Here is a 15,839-nt window from a genome sequence, read left to right as displayed (position 1 = left end):
CGCACGTACACTGAGAGACAGTCTTTAGTTGTGGTCGAACCACAGGAGAGAAAAGAATTGTCCCAAATGATCCTATGATCATTATCTAGAAATATCTAGAGACATCCAAGGAAAAACCATATGAATCTACAAAATATCTTGTGGAATTTGCCCAAGATTTGAAGGGCTTAAACTTACTATACGAGGAGAGAGTGCCGTGGATTCATTTGTCCATTTACAAGTGCGAAGCGAATATACCTTGCTGGAGAGCACGTGCCGCATCGAGGCCCTAGTGGACCGGGCGGCTGCTCTCGGTTATTCCGCACTTGCCCTGACGGATCGAAACGTCATGTATGGTGCCCATAAATTTTATAAACGCTGTAAGCAGCGAAAAATAAAACCGCTCTTTGGTTTGGAATTGGATGTAGATTTTGACAAAAAGACGAAAGGGAAACTCCTTTTGCTCGCTCTAAATGTGACAGGCTACCAGCAATTAATGGCGCTTTCGGCACATGCCCAATCTCAATCGGAAACGCGGGTGCAAGCTGAATTTTTTTACCGGCATAGCAGCGACCTGATCGTTATCCTTCCTGAGGAGACGAGCCCCATCGAGAGACTGGACGAGGAGCAAGCGCGGGAATTTGTTGGAGAGCTGAAGGATAAGGTCGGTCCGGGTCGTTTATACGCCGGTTCCCTTCCCGCTTATTTGCCCGAGAGTGAAGAACGGCAGTCCCTGGTGAGGTTTACCGATGCGATGAAGGTGAAGCGGGTGGCGTGCGGCAATGTTTCTTTTTTAACAGAGGAGGATAACAAATGGCGCCGCTGTTTGGAAGCCATTCGCAGCAACCGGACGCTTGAAGACGTAAGCCCGCTGGAGTGGCGCGGGGAGCATGTGCTTTTTCCTGCCTCTTATGCGGAACAGGCGTGGGCAGACGACGAGAGCGCGATGGAAAATGCTGTTGCCATTGCGGAGCGTTGTACAGTGGAACCGGATCAATTGCAGACAAGGCTCCCTTCTCCCGATGAGAGCGAAAAACCGTCGCGTGAGGCATTGAGAAGCATTTGTTTTCAAGGGGCGAACGAACGTTATGGTCGGTTAGACGATCGGGTAATCGAACGTCTGGAGCATGAACTTGCTGTCATTGAAAAGATCGCGTTTGAGGATTACTTTCTCATTGTGTGGGATTTTATGGCTTACGCCAGAAACATAGGTGTTTTAACCGGGCCGGGCCGTGGGTCGGCCGCGGGCTCGATTGTTGCCTATTGCCTGTATATTACTGACGTTGACCCCCTCTCCTATGGTCTATTGTTTGAACGCTTTTTAAATGAAGCGCGTGTTTCTTTGCCGGACATTGACATAGATTTCCCCGACCACCGCCGGGAAGAAATCATTGCTTATGTGCGAAATAAATACGGCGCTGCTCACGTAGGGCAAGTGATTACGTTCGGCACCTTTGGGTCCCGAGCTGCACTCAGAGATGCCGGAAAAGCCTTGGGAACCCCGCAACCGCTAATCGAACGGATGACCCGCGCGATTCCTTCAGGAAATGTAACGCTGAATAAAGCGAGAACGATGGATGGAAAGCTTTCGGATCTGTTGAAGGAAAATGAGCAGGCGGACACGTTGTTTCGGTATGCCGAAGCTATCGAGGGCCTCCCTCGCCATACATCCTTGCACGCGGCCGGAGTTGTTCTCAGTGCCAGGCCTTTATCGGAAGTTGTTCCTGCCACCGGCGGCCAGTTAACGGTGGTGACCCAATTCCCGATGGAAGACTTGGAAGCTTATGGGCTGCTGAAGATCGATTTTCTTGGGTTGCGGAATTTAACATTGCTGGAACACCTCCGTGATGAAGTCCAAAGCATGGAAAACGGAACCGGTGCAGCCCCCGGGGAGCTTCCGATGGATGACCCGCGAACGCTGGAGATGCTTGCTGCCGGAAAGACGACAGGGATTTTTCAATTTGAATCCGTGGGAATGCAGCAAGTATTAAAGAAATTGAAGCCGACAACGTTTGAGGACTTGGTGGCGGTCAATGCCTTATACCGTCCCGGTCCGATGGAACAGATCGATGTTTATATTGCAGGAAAACATGGCCGCCGTGAGGTGAACTACGTTCATCCGGATTTGGCGCCGATTTTGTCCCAAACATATGGGGTTATCGTTTATCAGGAACAGATTATGCAAGTAGCGGTGCAAATCGCGGGTTACTCCCTGGCGCAAGCGGACTTGCTCCGAAGGGCCGTGAGCAAAAAAGACCGTAAAGAGCTGGAAAATGAAAAAACGTCTTTTGTTAAAGGCTCGCTTGCCAATGGGCATGATGAAGGGACGGCAACCAAAGTTTATGCATGGATTCTGCGTTTTGCCGAATACGGTTTCAACCGCAGCCATGCAGTGGCATATAGTTTCATTGCGTACCAGCTGGCGTATTATAAAGCGCATTATCCGCTCGTTTTCTTTTCTGCTTATCTGTCCATGGTTGAAAATGATAAAGATCGGCTTGGAAAAGCCATTCGAGAGTTGAAAAATCAGGGGCTGCACCTATACCCGCCCTCGGTCAATAAAAGTGAGGAAGGCTTTGCGGGAGAAAAGAAAGGCGTGCGCTTTCCATTGCAAATCATCACCGGTGTCGGCAGGCAAGTCAGTGGAAAGCTCATACAGGAAAGAAATAAAAGAGGGGCCTTTCTAAGCTTTATTCATTTTTGTGAACGCGCCGCTCATTTGCCGGTGAATCGCCGCATGCTCGCCAATCTCATTAAAGCAGGTGCGTTTGATGATCTTCACAGGGATCGCGCCATGTTGCTCGCCTCTATAGATCGGGCGTTTGAATTTGTTGATTTCGAGCGGGACCTGGGGCAACTGTTTGAAGGGGGAAGCGGAGATTTTCGCTTTGCGGATGCTACCCCGTTTAGCCCGGATGAATGCTACATGCACGAAAAAGAAGTGACCGGTTTTTACCTGAGCGGGCACCCCCTCGATAAATATGCGCATCTGATCGCCATGCGCTCCCCTCTTGCACTCGCTGAAGCGGAACAGACACCTGTGAAAACAGAGCGTTGGATGATGGGCATGATTGAGCATATGAAGCAAATTCGTACAAAAAATGGACAAACGATGGCGTTTTTGCAACTTAGTGATGATAGTGCAACGTGTGAAGTTGTTCTTTTTCCAAATGTGTATCGGCAAGTGAATCATGAACTGGAGGAGCAACGCTATGTTTTTGTTCGCGGGAAACGGACGGTTGACCAGTACGGAAATAAAATAATTGCCGACGATGTGATTTCGGTAGAACGCGCGCGGGAAGAAGCAGCAACTGTTCTTTATATAAAATGGACGGATGAGCATCACACCAATGCGCAATCCCACAGACTCAAAAAGATTTTGCAAAAAATGCCCGGTTTTTCCCAGGTGCGCGTGTACAACGAAAAAACAAATCAATTGTTTGCTTTTGATGACCGCTATCGTGTACGCATCAACGATGAACTTCGATCCAATATAAAGCTGTTGGCAGGGGAGGAAAACATCGCGGAACGGAAAAAATCGGAGGAGAACCGTTAAGTGCATCCTTTAAAGTGGCAAAGAAATATTTATTTTCAGGAGAAAAAGGGTGTACGGGCAGGTTGTCTTTGTTATAATAGGTTTCAATCAGAAAGCAGAGCGAACTGGATCACATATTTTCGCACAAAATTTGATAAAAGGAGCGTGCAGATTGTGGATACGATCAAAGAGGAAGCGTTACATCTACACAAAATGAAACAAGGAAAACTTGAATCCAAGTCAAAAATTCCAGTTCGTAACAGCCGCGACCTAAGCCTTGCCTATTCGCCGGGGGTGGCCGAACCGTGTAAAGAAATTTATGAAGACCCGGAAAAAGTCTTTGACTACACGATGAAAAGCAATATGGTTGCTGTCGTGTCAAACGGGAGCGCCGTTTTAGGCCTAGGAAATATCGGGGCATCTGCTTCTCTCCCTGTCATGGAAGGAAAAGCGGTTTTATTCAAATCATTCGCCGGCGTTGACGCTTTTCCGATCTGCCTGAATGAGTCGGACAACGAGAAAATTATTGAAACCGTCAAGATGATGGAGCCGTCTTTTGGCGGCGTCAACCTCGAAGATATTGCAGCTCCGGACTGCTTTATTATTGAAGACCGCTTGAAAGAAGAAACGAATATCCCCATTTTTCATGATGATCAGCATGGGACGGCAATTGTTACCGTTGCCGGACTGATCAACGCTTTAAAAGTGGCGGGCAAGGATCTGTCAGAGGCCAAAATTGTCATGAATGGCGCGGGCGCAGCGGGAATAGCCGTGATCAAGCTGCTCATGAACATGGGAGTGGAAGAAATTATCATGTGTGACTCCCGTGGTGCGATATATGAAGGAAGAGCCGAGGGCATGAATGAAGTGAAGGAAAAAGTGGCGAAAGTGACCAACCTTGAAAGGAAAGAGGGAGAGTTAAAGGATATCATTCATGGTGCGGACGTTTTTATCGGCGTTTCCGTCGAAGGGGCACTGACGAAAGAAATGGTCCAGACGATGGATGACCATCCGGTCATTTTTGCAATGGCAAACCCGACACCTGAAATTATGCCTGATGTTGCGAAAGAAGCCGGAGCTATCGTGATTGGGACCGGCCGTTCGGATTATCCCAACCAGGTAAACAATGTGCTCGCTTTTCCGGGGATCTTTAGAGGCGCTTTGGATGTCAATGCCACTCATATCAATGAGGAGATGAAACGGGCTGCCGTTTATGCCATCGCAAAACTCATCAGTGCCGATGAATTATCATCGGATTATGTGATTCCGGCACCATTTGATCCTCGTGTCGCTCCGGCGGTAGCGGCCGCGGTGGCGAGCGCTGCTATGGAAACAGGCGTGGCAAGAAAAACTGCCGACCCCGAAGAAATTGCTGAGCGAACGCGCAAAGAAGCTTTGATTGAAGAGTAAGCGACGCGCGATATGCCAACAAGCGATCGCCAATGAAGGCGGTCGCTTTTCAAGCGGCGACTCAGGCAAGAACCAAAGAGGTGAACAGCTTGTTTAAGGATTTATTTTCAAAAAAAAGAAAGTATGCACCGATTCCTTCGGAACGAACGCAGCCTACAAAAATGAATGATGGTGTGATGACGAAATGTCCCGGCTGTAAAACAATCATGTACTCCCGTGAACTGAAGAAGGACTTGAATTTATGCAGCGAATGCGGGCATCACTTTCGCATGACCGCTTATGAGCGCGTCGATTGCGTCGTTGACGACAAAACATTTCGGGAAATGGACGCGGGAATGCTTTCCGGAAACCCCTTGAATTTCCCGGAGTATGAGGAGAAATTAACGAAAGACCAAGAAAAAACAGGGTTGAATGAAGCGGTTGTCACCGGAGAAGGAAGCATCAAAGGGTATCCGGTCGTCATTGGCGTCATGGATTCCCGATTCAGAATGGGGAGCATGGGTGCTGTCGTCGGAGAAAAGATTTCCCGCGCCATCTTGCAAGCGGAAAAAAACGGCGTACCGTTCATCATGTTCAGTGCCTCAGGCGGGGCGCGAATGCAGGAGGGCGTCGTAAGCTTGATGCAAATGGCGAAAACGAGCGTGGCCTTGGAACGGTTGCATCAAGCGAAAATTCCTTTCGTATCCATCATGACTCACCCGACAACCGGCGGTGTTTCCGCCAGCTTCGCGTCATTGGGAGATTACAATTTTGCAGAACCGGGAGCGCTCATCGGTTTTGCAGGAAGAAGAGTCATCGAACAGACGATACGCGAAGAACTCCCCAATGATTTTCAAACCGCAGAATTTTTATTGGAGCATGGGCAGTTGGACCAGGTCGTCCATCGTTCGGAAACGAAGGGTGTACTTGCAAAAATCCTGAAAATCCATGCGTGGGAAAAGAAGGAGATTAACAATGAGTCAAAATCTTCCATTTGAAAAACCGGTGGTCGAGCTTCAAAATAAAATCAATGAATTAAAAAATTTTACCGAGAATAAAGACATTAATTTGGAAGCAGAGATTCAGCACTTGGAAGAACGATTGCAGGAACTTGAGGTTCAAATCTATGATGAATTAAGCCCATGGGAGCGTGTGCAGATCGCGCGCCATGCGGAACGTCCAACAACGTTGGACTATATTGATTATTTGTTTGCAGATTTTCTGGAATTGCACGGAGACCGTCTCTATGGGGACGACGAAGCGATCATATCAGGCATCGCCACATACAAAGGGCGCCCGGTGACCGTGATAGGGCATCAGCGGGGGCGGAATACGAAGGAAAACATACGCCGTAACTTTGGAAGCCCTCATCCTGAAGGATACCGCAAAGCTTTACGCATGATGAAGCAGGCAGAAAAATTCAACCGTCCGATTATTTGTTTTATTGATACGAAAGGTGCGTTTCCGGGAAAAGCTTCAGAAGAGAGAGGGATAAGCGAGGCCATTGCACGAAATCTGTTGGAAATGGCCGGTTTTGGTGTGCCCTCCATCGGCATCGTGATCGGAGAAGGCGGCAGCGGAGGCGCGCTTGCGTTGGGCGTTTGCAACCATATGTATATGCTGGCAAACGCTACGTATTCCGTAATATCGCCGGAAGGTGCTGCCACTATCCTTTGGAAAGATGCATCCGAAGCGCAGAGAGCGGCGGAAACGATGCGTATTACCGCGCCTGACCTTGAGGAATTCGGCATTATTGACGGCATTATTCCGGAGGTGCGTGGAGGTGCGCATTATGACATTGTAAAACAAGCCGGCTTTATCGAGCGAACCTTGGACAACAGCTTAGCCAAGCTTTCTCACTTGTCGCCGGAGGAATTGCAGCACCAGCGATTCGAGAAATTCAATAAGATCGGAAAAACAGATGAGTAAGCGGGAGGTTCTATGCGAAATATAGGCATTTTGACAAGCGGGGGAGATTCACCCGGGATGAACGCAGCCATCCGGGCAGTTGTACGGAAAGCGATCTACCATGATGTACGGGCGTGGGGAATCAATTACGGGTTTTCCGGACTTTTGAACAATGATATCCATCCTTTGGAAATCGGCGATGTCGGGGATATTATTCATCGTGGAGGGACGATGCTTTATACGGCAAGGTGTGAGGAGTTTAAGACAAAAGAAGGGCAGGAAAAAGCAGTCCGGCATCTACGGGACGCTGGAATGGATGCCCTTGTTGTGATTGGCGGGGATGGTTCATTTCAAGGAGCCCAAGTGCTGAACGACTTAGGTTTTCCGACCATTGGCGTGCCCGCTACCATCGATAATGACGTTCCCGGCACTGATTTTACAGTCGGATTTGACACTGCTTTAAATACGGTTATCGAAGCGATTGATAAAATACGCGATACGGCCACCTCCCATGAAAGAACCTATGTGATTGAAGTGATGGGCCGTGACGCAGGAGACTTGGCGCTTTGGTCCGGGTTAGCCGATGGGGCGGAAACGATCCTCATTCCCGAGCAGCCTTATGATATGGACGACACGGTCCATCGTCTTGTAAGAGGGCATAAGCGGGGCAAGAAACATAGCATTATTATTGTGGCTGAAGGTGCCGCGAGCGGGGTAGAATTTGGCAAAGAAATTCAGGAGCGCACCGGTTTCGAAACTCGAGTCACGGTGCTCGGCCATATTCAACGCGGGGGTTCGCCGACCGCTTTTGACCGTGTCCTCGCAAGTCGACTCGCCGCGCACGCCATGGAGCTATTACTCAATGGAAAATCCGGTCGATTGGTGGGGATGCTGGCGAACCAAATCGTTGATCAACAGATTGGCAACGCGCTACAAAAACCCCATCACATTGATGAGAATATGTACCGGTTATCCCAGGAACTGTCTATTTAGGGTGGAAGTTTTACCTCCCATCTCTCACTTCTCCTCTAGTTCACAGAAAGGATTTGTTATGATGAGAAAAACGAAAATCGTTGTAACGATCGGCCCTGCCTCTGAAGATAAACAAACGTTGAAACAGTTGATAGATGCCGGGATGAATGTCGCCCGCCTTAATTTTTCCCACGGAGACCATGAAGAACATCGCGCGAGAATACGGACCATTCGGGAAGCGGCAGCGGAATCCGGAAAAGAAATATCGATTTTATTGGACACGAAAGGACCTGAAATACGAACGTATGAAATGGAAAATGGAGAAGTGCACTTACAAAAGGGGGCACGATCCGTCTCGCAGGCGGTCAAATCCAGGGAAATGCTGAACGTATAGGCGTTACATACGAGGATTTAGCGAATGACCTCTCTCCCGGCAATACTGTTCTCCTTGACGACGGTTTAATTGAGTTGCAAGTGGAATCCATTGAGGGGAGAGAAGTAAAGGCATCTGTTATGAATGATGGCATCCTAAAAAATAACAAAGGCGTTAATCTGCCGAAGGTCAAAGTAAACTTACCGGGAATGACAGAAAAAGATGCCGAAGACATCCTTTTTGGGATTGAGGAAGGCATCGATTTTATTGCCGCTTCATTCGTTCGAAGGGCGGCCGATGTATTTGAGATCCGGGAATTATTGGAACATCATCAGGCTGAAAACACCCCCGTCATCCCAAAAATTGAAAACGAAGAGGGGGTCGAAAACATTGAAGAAATTCTTGAAGTTTCCGAAGGGATTATGGTGGCAAGAGGCGATTTAGGGGTGGAAATCCCGCCTGAGGAAGTGCCTCTCGTTCAAAAGAAGCTGATCAATGACAGCAATAATCTGGCAAAACCGGTCATTACAGCAACCCAAATGCTTGAATCGATGACGCAAAACCCCCGTCCCACGAGAGCAGAAGCAAGTGATGTCGCGAACGCGATTTTTGATGGCGCGGATGCGATTATGCTGTCAGGGGAGACAGCCGCGGGTGATTATCCTGTCGAAGCGGTTGAGACGATGAGCCGTATTGCTGTTAAAGCGGAATCCGCGTTAAACTATGAAGAGGCGTTGGATAACCGGACGAAAGAAAGCCGGACGACGATCACAAATTCAATCAGCCAAGCGGTAGCCAGAACGGCGTTAAACCTAGACACATCCGCGATTCTTACAGCAACGGAAAGCGGCTATACGGCGCGGCTCGTTTCCAAATATCGGCCGAAATCAAAAATCATTGCCGTTACAAGTGACATCTGCGTGCTCAGACGCCTAAACCTCGTGTGGGGCGTATGTCCTTTGCTGGGAGAAAAAGTGTCAACGACGGATGAAATGTTCGACATAACCGTAAGCAAAGCCCTTAAATCCGGAATGGCCAAACACGGAGATCTCGTTGTGATTACTGCCGGCGTTCCGGTAGGAGAGACTGGGACGACGAATATCATGAAAGTGCACGTAATCGGTGAAGTAGCCGCAAAGGGGCAAGGGATTGGCCAGACAAATGCATCCGGAAAAGCTGTAATTGCCCGCAACGCTCAAGAAGCGAACGATAAAATGGAGGAAGGAAATATTTTAATCGCACCGTCTACAGACAAAGAGATGATGGATGCTTTCGAAAAAGCAGCAGCAGTGATCACCGAAGAAGGCGGCCTGACATGCCATGCCGCAGTAGTTGGATTAACCCTTGGGATTCCTGTTATCGTTGGGGTTGAACGCGCGGTTGAACGCTTTGAAGATGGAGAAGAGTTAACGTTGGATAGTGCAAGAGGAGATATTTATAAAGGACATGCGAGTGTTTTATAAGCGTACGGAACATGAAGCGGATTCGGAAATTGTGGCCAGTCTATTGGAGAAAAGGAGGGTTATTTTTGGCGAGGGTTTTCGTCTTTCTGTTACTCGCGATCCCGATTATTGAAATTATTGCCATCTGGTTAGTCGGAAGAGCAATTGGTTTTTTGCCGACATTGTTCCTCCTGCTCCTTACTAGTGTTATTGGTGTATGGCTGGCGCGAAGAGAAGGTAGGCAAACGTGGCAAGTCTTGCAACTGCAAATCCAGAATCGGCAAACCCCGACCGGCATTGCGCTGGATGGCATTTGCATCCTTTTTGGCGGATTTTTGCTTGTCGCCCCCGGTTTTCTCACCGACCTTCTAGGTTTCATGCTCATCCTACCGTTTACGCGAACGTATATCAAAGGCTTCGTCCGATATTTTTTCAATAAAGTGTTGATTAACCGAAACTTCATGGTTATCCGGCGTTGGTGAAACATCTTTTGGGCAAATGCGATATTTTACGGGATTTACATGCGTAAAAAAACGAATGAACCGTAATTTGTCGTAAAGAATAATGACTATTCATTCACAAATCCTACAAAAATGTATATAATAGAGGATGGTGAAAAAACCGGCGGTAGAATGTATCGGAGAGGATTCTTATCGTATCCTCTCATCTGTGCCATTCGGAACTTTGTGCGGAAAATGCGGACAAGCCGTTTCGGTTTGTTTTTACTGGACTTCGAGTGACGTGTCCGCCGGTCCATCGGATTCTCAGGTGTAAAGGAGAGGTTTTATGAGCCAGACGCGTGGTCTGGAAGGTGTTGTAGCAACAACTTCCAGTGTAAGTTCAATTATTGACGATGTTCTCACATACCAGGGTTATCACATTGATGACCTAGCCAATTACTCGTCTTTTGAAGAAGTGGTATTCTTATTATGGAATGGCAAGTTGCCGAATAAAACGGAGTTGGAGACATTCTCGAACGAATTAGTGGCTAACATGTCAGTACCGAATGAAATATTTAATGATATGAAAGCCTATCCAATTGCCGAGGTACATCCGATGGCGGCATTAAGGACCGCGGTTTCGCAATTGGGCCTCTACGATCAAGAAGCGGATGAAGTCACAGAAGACGCCGCAAAACGGATTGCCTTGCGATTGCAGGCGAAGATCGCCACGATTGTGACCGGGTTTGCAAGAATCCGAAACGGAAAAGAACCGATTAAGCCAAAAGACAACCTTGGCTTCGCCGCAAATTTTCTTTATATGCTAAATGGCGAAGAACCGAAAGATGTTGCCGTTGACGCGGTGAACAAAGCGCTTGTCTTGCATGCGGATCATGAATTAAACGCATCGACGTTTACAGCCCGTGTATGTGTGGCGACATTGTCCGATTTTTATTCCGGAATCACCGCTGCCATCGGCGCGTTAAAAGGCCCCTTGCACGGCGGCGCCAATGAACGTGTAATGGCGATGTTAAGTGAGATCGGGGAAGTCGATCAGGTCGATGATTACATTCAAGGATTGTTTGACAAAAAAGAAAAAATTATGGGATTTGGCCACCGTGTGTACAAAAACGGCGACCCGCGCGCGAAACATTTGCGTGACATGTCCAAGAAATTGACAGGGATCGCCGGAGAATCAAAATGGTACGATATGTCTGTGGCTGTTGAAGAAAAAGTGACCAACGATAAAGGGTTGCTTCCGAATGTGGACTTCTATTCAGCATCTGTTTACCACAGTTTAGGCATTGACCACGATCTATTCACCCCAATTTTTGCTGTGAGCAGGACGGCAGGTTGGAACGCGCATATTCTGGAACAGTATGCCGACAACCGTCTCATTCGGCCGCGTGCGGAATATGTCGGTCCGGACACGCAAAAATACATTCCGTTGGACGAACGTTCGTAGCGTTTATTATCCAAGGCTTCAACCCTTTTCACTGGGATTATAATATCGGGTAAGAGCAAGAAAGTACCATTAGGTTGAAGCATCGGCTATAAAAGTCGATGAACGAAATTTAATTTTTGCTTGGAGGAATTTATCATGTCTGAAAGAATTACTGTAAACAACGGAAATTTAAACGTCCCTGATAATCCTGTCATTCCGTACATTGAAGGCGACGGCACCGGTCCCGACATTTGGGCGGCGGCTTCGCGCGTCATTGATTCAGCTGTCGAAAAAGCTTATGGCGGCAAGAAAAAAATCGATTGGAAAGAAATTCTCGTTGGTGGAAAATCCCACGACAAGACTGGGGAGTGGCTTCCGGAAGAATCGTTGGATACGATCCGTGAAAACTTAATCGCCATTAAGGGCCCGCTTACAACGCCAACCGGCGGCGGCATTCGGTCTTTAAACGTAGCTCTTCGCCAAAAACTCGATTTGTTCACTTGTTTGCGTCCGGTTCGCCACTATTCTGGTGTGCCTTCCCCGGTGAAGCGCCCTGAGGAAGTGGATATGGCGATTTTCCGCGAAAATACGGAAGATATTTATGCCGGCATTGAGTATCAGGAAGGAACACCTGAAGCGAAAAAAGTGATTGATTTTATCCAAAATGAAATGGGCTCCGAAAACATTCGCTTTCCGGAAACATCCGGGATCGGCATCAAGCCGATTTCCAAAGAGGGAACGGAACGCCTCGTCCGCTCCGCCATTCAATATGCGATTAACGAAAATCGCAAAAGCGTAACGCTTGTTCATAAAGGGAATATCATGAAGTTTACGGAAGGGTCCTTCAAAGCTTGGGGCTTCGAACTTGCAGAGCGTGAATTCGCTGATCAAGTGTTCACTTGGCAAACCTATGATGAAATTGTTGAAAAAGAAGGCAAAGACGCAGCCAACAAAGCGCAGGACGAAGCGGAAGCAGCAGGGAAAATTATTATTAAAGAAGCGATTGCCGATATTTTCTTGCAGCAAATCCTTACGCGTCCGAAAGAACATGATGTTGTCGCGACGATGAATTTAAACGGCGACTACATTTCCGATGCATTGGCAGCCCAAGTTGGCGGCATCGGCATCGCGCCTGGCGCAAACATTAACTATGATACCGGCCACGCCATCTTTGAAGCGACACATGGTACTGCTCCTAAATACGCGGGACAGGATAAAGTGAATCCTTCATCGCTAATTCTATCCGGAGAACTCATGCTTCGTCATCTTGGCTGGAATGAAGCGGCCGACCTTATCACAAATTCCATGGATACGACTATCGGCAACAAAGTTGTTACGTATGATTTCGCCCGGCTAATGGATAACGCAACGGAAGTGAAATGTTCCGGGTTTGCGGATGCACTTATCGAAAACATGTAAGGATCCAAGGAGGCAGATCAATGACTATTAAACGTAGAAAAGTATCTGTGATCGGTGGCGGCTTTACAGGCGCTACAACGGCCCTTAATGTTGCGCAGCAAGAACTTGCAGACGTTGTGCTCGTGGACATTCCGGATAAAGAAGGACCAACGCAGGGGAAAGCGCTCGACATGCTGGAGTCCACCCCTGTCGTAGGGGCAGATGTGAATGTGATCGGAACTTCCGATTATAAGGACACGGAAGGCTCCGATGTGGTGGTTATTACCGCGGGCATCGCCCGGAAACCGGGTATGAGCAGGGATGATCTCGTGAATACAAATGCCGGAATCATGCAATCCGTGACCGAGCAAATTGTAAAGTATTCACCGGATACGTACATTATCGTACTGACAAACCCAGCGGATGCGATGACATACGCCGTTTATCAAGCCTCCGGATTGCCAAAAAACCGGGTGATCGGACAATCAGGCGTTTTGGATACGGCTCGTTTCCGCGCGTTTATCGCCCAGGAATTACGCATGTCTGTGGAAGATGTGCAAGGATTTGTCCTCGGGGGCCATGGAGACGACATGGTACCGTTGATTCGTTACTCCAGTGTCGGCGGTGTGCCGTTAACGGACTTGCTATCTCAAGACCGCATCGATAAAATCATTGAGCGCACACGTAAAGGCGGCGGGGAAATTGTTTCCTTGCTCGGCGACGGAAGCGCCTATTACGCGCCGGCCGCTGCTTTAACACAAATGGTTGAAACGATTATCAAAGATAAAAAACGTATATTGCCAACGATCGCTTATCTTGAAGGCGAATACGGCTATAGTGATCTTTATGTTGGCGTGCCAACCGTCCTTGGCGGCGATGGCGTCGAGCAAGTCATCGAATTGAATCTGACCGAAGAAGAAAAACAAGACCTCTCCACATCCGTGGATTCCGTGAAAAATGTCATGAAATTGTTGAAGTAAATGGATAAAGGCTGAACGTTACGCACGTTCAGCCCTTTGGTATTCAAAGTGTCGAAAAGTCCCATCAGGATAAAAATTTTATAGAATGGGAATGCCTATACCATGTCCAATAAGCTGTATGTGTGATACGATTGATGTAAAGTATACTTTATCGTCCTATGGTTATACTAAGCCGTAAAGATACAGCCCATGTTGAAAAAGGAGGAAACATTGTGCTTCCAAATATTGGCATTCCAAGTCTCATTCTCATCCTTTTGATCGCTCTCTTGATTTTCGGACCGAAGAAATTGCCGGAAATCGGTGGTGCTTTCGGGAAAACGCTAAATGAGTTCAAAAAATCCACCACTCAGATGATGGAAGACGACCCACCTGAATCGGAAAGAAAAGAAATCAGTGAAGAGACTACGACAACATCATCAAATGAATCCCACAACCAATCGTAAAAGTGAACATAAAGATGGCCATCGCTCGCGGGCGGTGGTTTTTTCAGGTTCAGAAAAGGACGAAAGGCACTTTAATCTATTGATAAAAGAGAAGGGCCGATAAAGTCGGGCCTTCTCTCATTACCAGTGGCTATGTTTTAAAAGCTTTCTTTAAATGCCTTAACCCCGGCTTCCGCGACTTGTACATCGTCTGGGACAGTGCTGCCGCTTACACCGATCGCGCCTAAGACCGTTCCATCTTTTTCAAGGGGAATGCCACCGCCGAAGACGACAATTCGCCCATCGTTCGTCGTATTGATGCCATATAGACTCCCGCTAGGTACTGCTTCTTCTTCCAAATTAGAAGTAGGCATTTTTAGCGCGACGGACGTCCATGCTTTTTTTTGAGCAATATCGATGCTTGCCAGCCAGGCATCATCCATTCGGTGTGTTGCGATAAGGTTACCGCCTTCATCGAAAATTGAAATGACCATTTGCACCCCTATGTTGGAAGCCTCAGTCTCTGCCCCTTCGATAACCTTTTTGGCCATATCCAAATTTAATTTGCTCATTGTTATTTCATCCTTTCTAAAAAATTCAATATTACCGAACTTTACCACATTCTCGAGAGTGTTAAACGTTTGAAATCAATCAAACAAGAATGTAAAGGTTTACAAATTTAAAAGTAGCCTGTATGATAATAATCAAAGTTAATGACGAAAACTGCTGAGAAAAGAATGGACAGTTTTTTATGGGTGATGGCATATACATCAACCTGTAAGAAGCTGTCCATTTTTTGGTCCATCTATTAAGGGGGGAAGCGATATGTACGAAATGCTGGCGGAGCTGATCGGCACAATGGTTCTGGTCATTTTTGGGGCTGGGGTTGTGGCCGGCAACGTGTTGAAGGGTACGAAATCAGAAGGAATGGGCTGGATTGGCATATCCATCGGGTGGGGGCTTGCTGTGGCTCTCGGTGTTTATGTCTCCGGTACGGTGAGTGACGGTCACATTAACCCTGCTGTTACGCTTGGATTTGCGGCAATCGGAGACTTTCCATGGTCGCAAGTGCCTTTTTACATTGCCGGTCAATTGATGGGTGCTTTTATTGGCGCGGTCATTATCTATTTCCACTACTTCCCTCATTGGAAAGCGACGGAGGACCAAGGAGCGAAGTTAGGGACATTCGCGACAGATCCGGCGATTAAACATTATCCTTCCAACTTCATGAGTGAAATGATCGGCACAGCCATGTTATTGTTTGCGCTCCTTGGAATTGGGGCAAATACATTTACAGATGGATTGGAGCCGATTTCCACCGGCCTCTTAATCGTCGCGATTGGTTTATCCCTCGGCGGGACAACAGGATATGCCATTAACCCTGCCCGTGATCTAGGCCCGCGAATCGCGCACTTTGTGTTGCCAATCCATGGGAAAGGACCGTCTAACTGGAAATATGCATGGATTCCAGTACTTGGGCCGATTGTCGGTGCTGTTCTTGGTTCAGCGTTGTATGTACTGCTTTTAGGCTAGAATGAAAAAAGGAGGAATAATAAT

The 15,839-nt window shown here is 47.7% G+C and carries 12 protein-coding genes and 1 pseudogene; 12 read left to right on the top strand and 1 reads right to left on the bottom strand.

The genetic code is table 11. From position 1 onward, the window contains the following. The first annotated feature begins 196 nt into the window (after positions 1-196). From dnaE to tatA, 11 genes and pseudogenes are all read left to right on the top strand, one after another. On the top strand, positions 197-3,535 hold the full coding sequence (gene dnaE / locus EPH95_RS08145) for a DNA polymerase III subunit alpha (protein ID WP_160141688.1): 3,339 nt from the start codon (positions 197-199) through the stop codon (positions 3,533-3,535). A 192-nt stretch (positions 3,536-3,727) separates the two neighbouring features. Next, on the top strand, positions 3,728-4,924 hold the full coding sequence (locus EPH95_RS08140; RefSeq protein ID WP_142091542.1) for an NADP-dependent malic enzyme: 1,197 nt from the start codon (positions 3,728-3,730) through the stop codon (positions 4,922-4,924). Positions 4,925-5,013: 89 nt separating this feature from the next. Beyond that, on the top strand, positions 5,014-5,901 hold the full coding sequence (accD, locus tag EPH95_RS08135; protein ID WP_142088972.1) for an acetyl-CoA carboxylase, carboxyltransferase subunit beta: 888 nt from the start codon (positions 5,014-5,016) through the stop codon (positions 5,899-5,901). Continuing rightward, a complete protein-coding gene (gene accA, locus EPH95_RS08130; RefSeq protein ID WP_142088970.1) occupies positions 5,879-6,832 on the top strand; it encodes an acetyl-CoA carboxylase carboxyl transferase subunit alpha in 954 nt (317 codons plus the stop codon). The genes accD and accA overlap by 23 nt, the downstream gene beginning before the upstream one ends. 12 nt (positions 6,833-6,844) lie before the next feature. After that, positions 6,845-7,804 carry a 6-phosphofructokinase gene (gene pfkA / locus EPH95_RS08125; protein WP_142088968.1) on the top strand — a complete coding sequence of 320 codons (960 nt, stop codon included), beginning with the start codon at positions 6,845-6,847 and terminating at the stop codon, positions 7,802-7,804. Positions 7,805-7,865: 61 nt separating this feature from the next. Continuing rightward, positions 7,866-9,619: pseudogene (pyk, locus tag EPH95_RS08120) on the top strand (pyruvate kinase). Positions 9,620-9,684: 65 nt separating this feature from the next. Continuing rightward, complete coding sequence (locus tag EPH95_RS08115) at positions 9,685-10,080, top strand: FxsA family protein (RefSeq protein WP_160141687.1); 396 nt, start codon at positions 9,685-9,687, stop codon at positions 10,078-10,080. 304 nt (positions 10,081-10,384) lie between these two features. Next, complete coding sequence (gene citZ / locus EPH95_RS08110; RefSeq protein WP_142088964.1) at positions 10,385-11,503, top strand: citrate synthase; 1,119 nt, start codon at positions 10,385-10,387, stop codon at positions 11,501-11,503. A 132-nt stretch (positions 11,504-11,635) separates the two neighbouring features. Continuing rightward, a complete protein-coding gene (gene icd, locus EPH95_RS08105) occupies positions 11,636-12,901 on the top strand; it encodes an NADP-dependent isocitrate dehydrogenase (protein ID WP_193557022.1) in 1,266 nt (421 codons plus the stop codon). A gap of 20 nt (positions 12,902-12,921) precedes the next feature. Beyond that, positions 12,922-13,860, top strand: coding sequence for a malate dehydrogenase (mdh, locus tag EPH95_RS08100; protein WP_142088960.1), 939 nt, complete (start codon positions 12,922-12,924; stop codon positions 13,858-13,860). A gap of 158 nt (positions 13,861-14,018) precedes the next feature. Then, entirely contained in the window at positions 14,019-14,303 is a 285-nt protein-coding gene (tatA, locus tag EPH95_RS08095) for a twin-arginine translocase TatA/TatE family subunit (RefSeq protein WP_142088959.1), read from the top strand. Positions 14,304-14,440: 137 nt separating this feature from the next. Here the strand turns inward: tatA and EPH95_RS08090 are convergent, their stop codons facing one another. Beyond that, complete coding sequence (locus EPH95_RS08090; protein WP_142088957.1) at positions 14,441-14,854, bottom strand: GlcG/HbpS family heme-binding protein; 414 nt, start codon at positions 14,852-14,854, stop codon at positions 14,441-14,443. 253 nt (positions 14,855-15,107) lie between these two features. Between EPH95_RS08090 and EPH95_RS08085 the strand changes: the two genes are divergently transcribed. Then, the gene (locus EPH95_RS08085) at positions 15,108-15,815 is read left to right on the top strand and encodes an MIP/aquaporin family protein (RefSeq protein WP_142088955.1); all 708 of its coding nucleotides are present in this window, start codon (positions 15,108-15,110) and stop codon (positions 15,813-15,815) included. The last annotated feature ends 24 nt before the right edge of the window (positions 15,816-15,839 follow it).

Origin of the sequence: Salicibibacter halophilus, from assembly GCF_006740705.1 — a bacterium.
Taxonomy (GTDB): domain Bacteria; phylum Bacillota; class Bacilli; order Bacillales; family Marinococcaceae; genus Salicibibacter; species Salicibibacter halophilus.
Note: the sequence above shows the minus strand (reverse complement) of the source record. Positions and strands in the feature narration are given on the sequence as shown.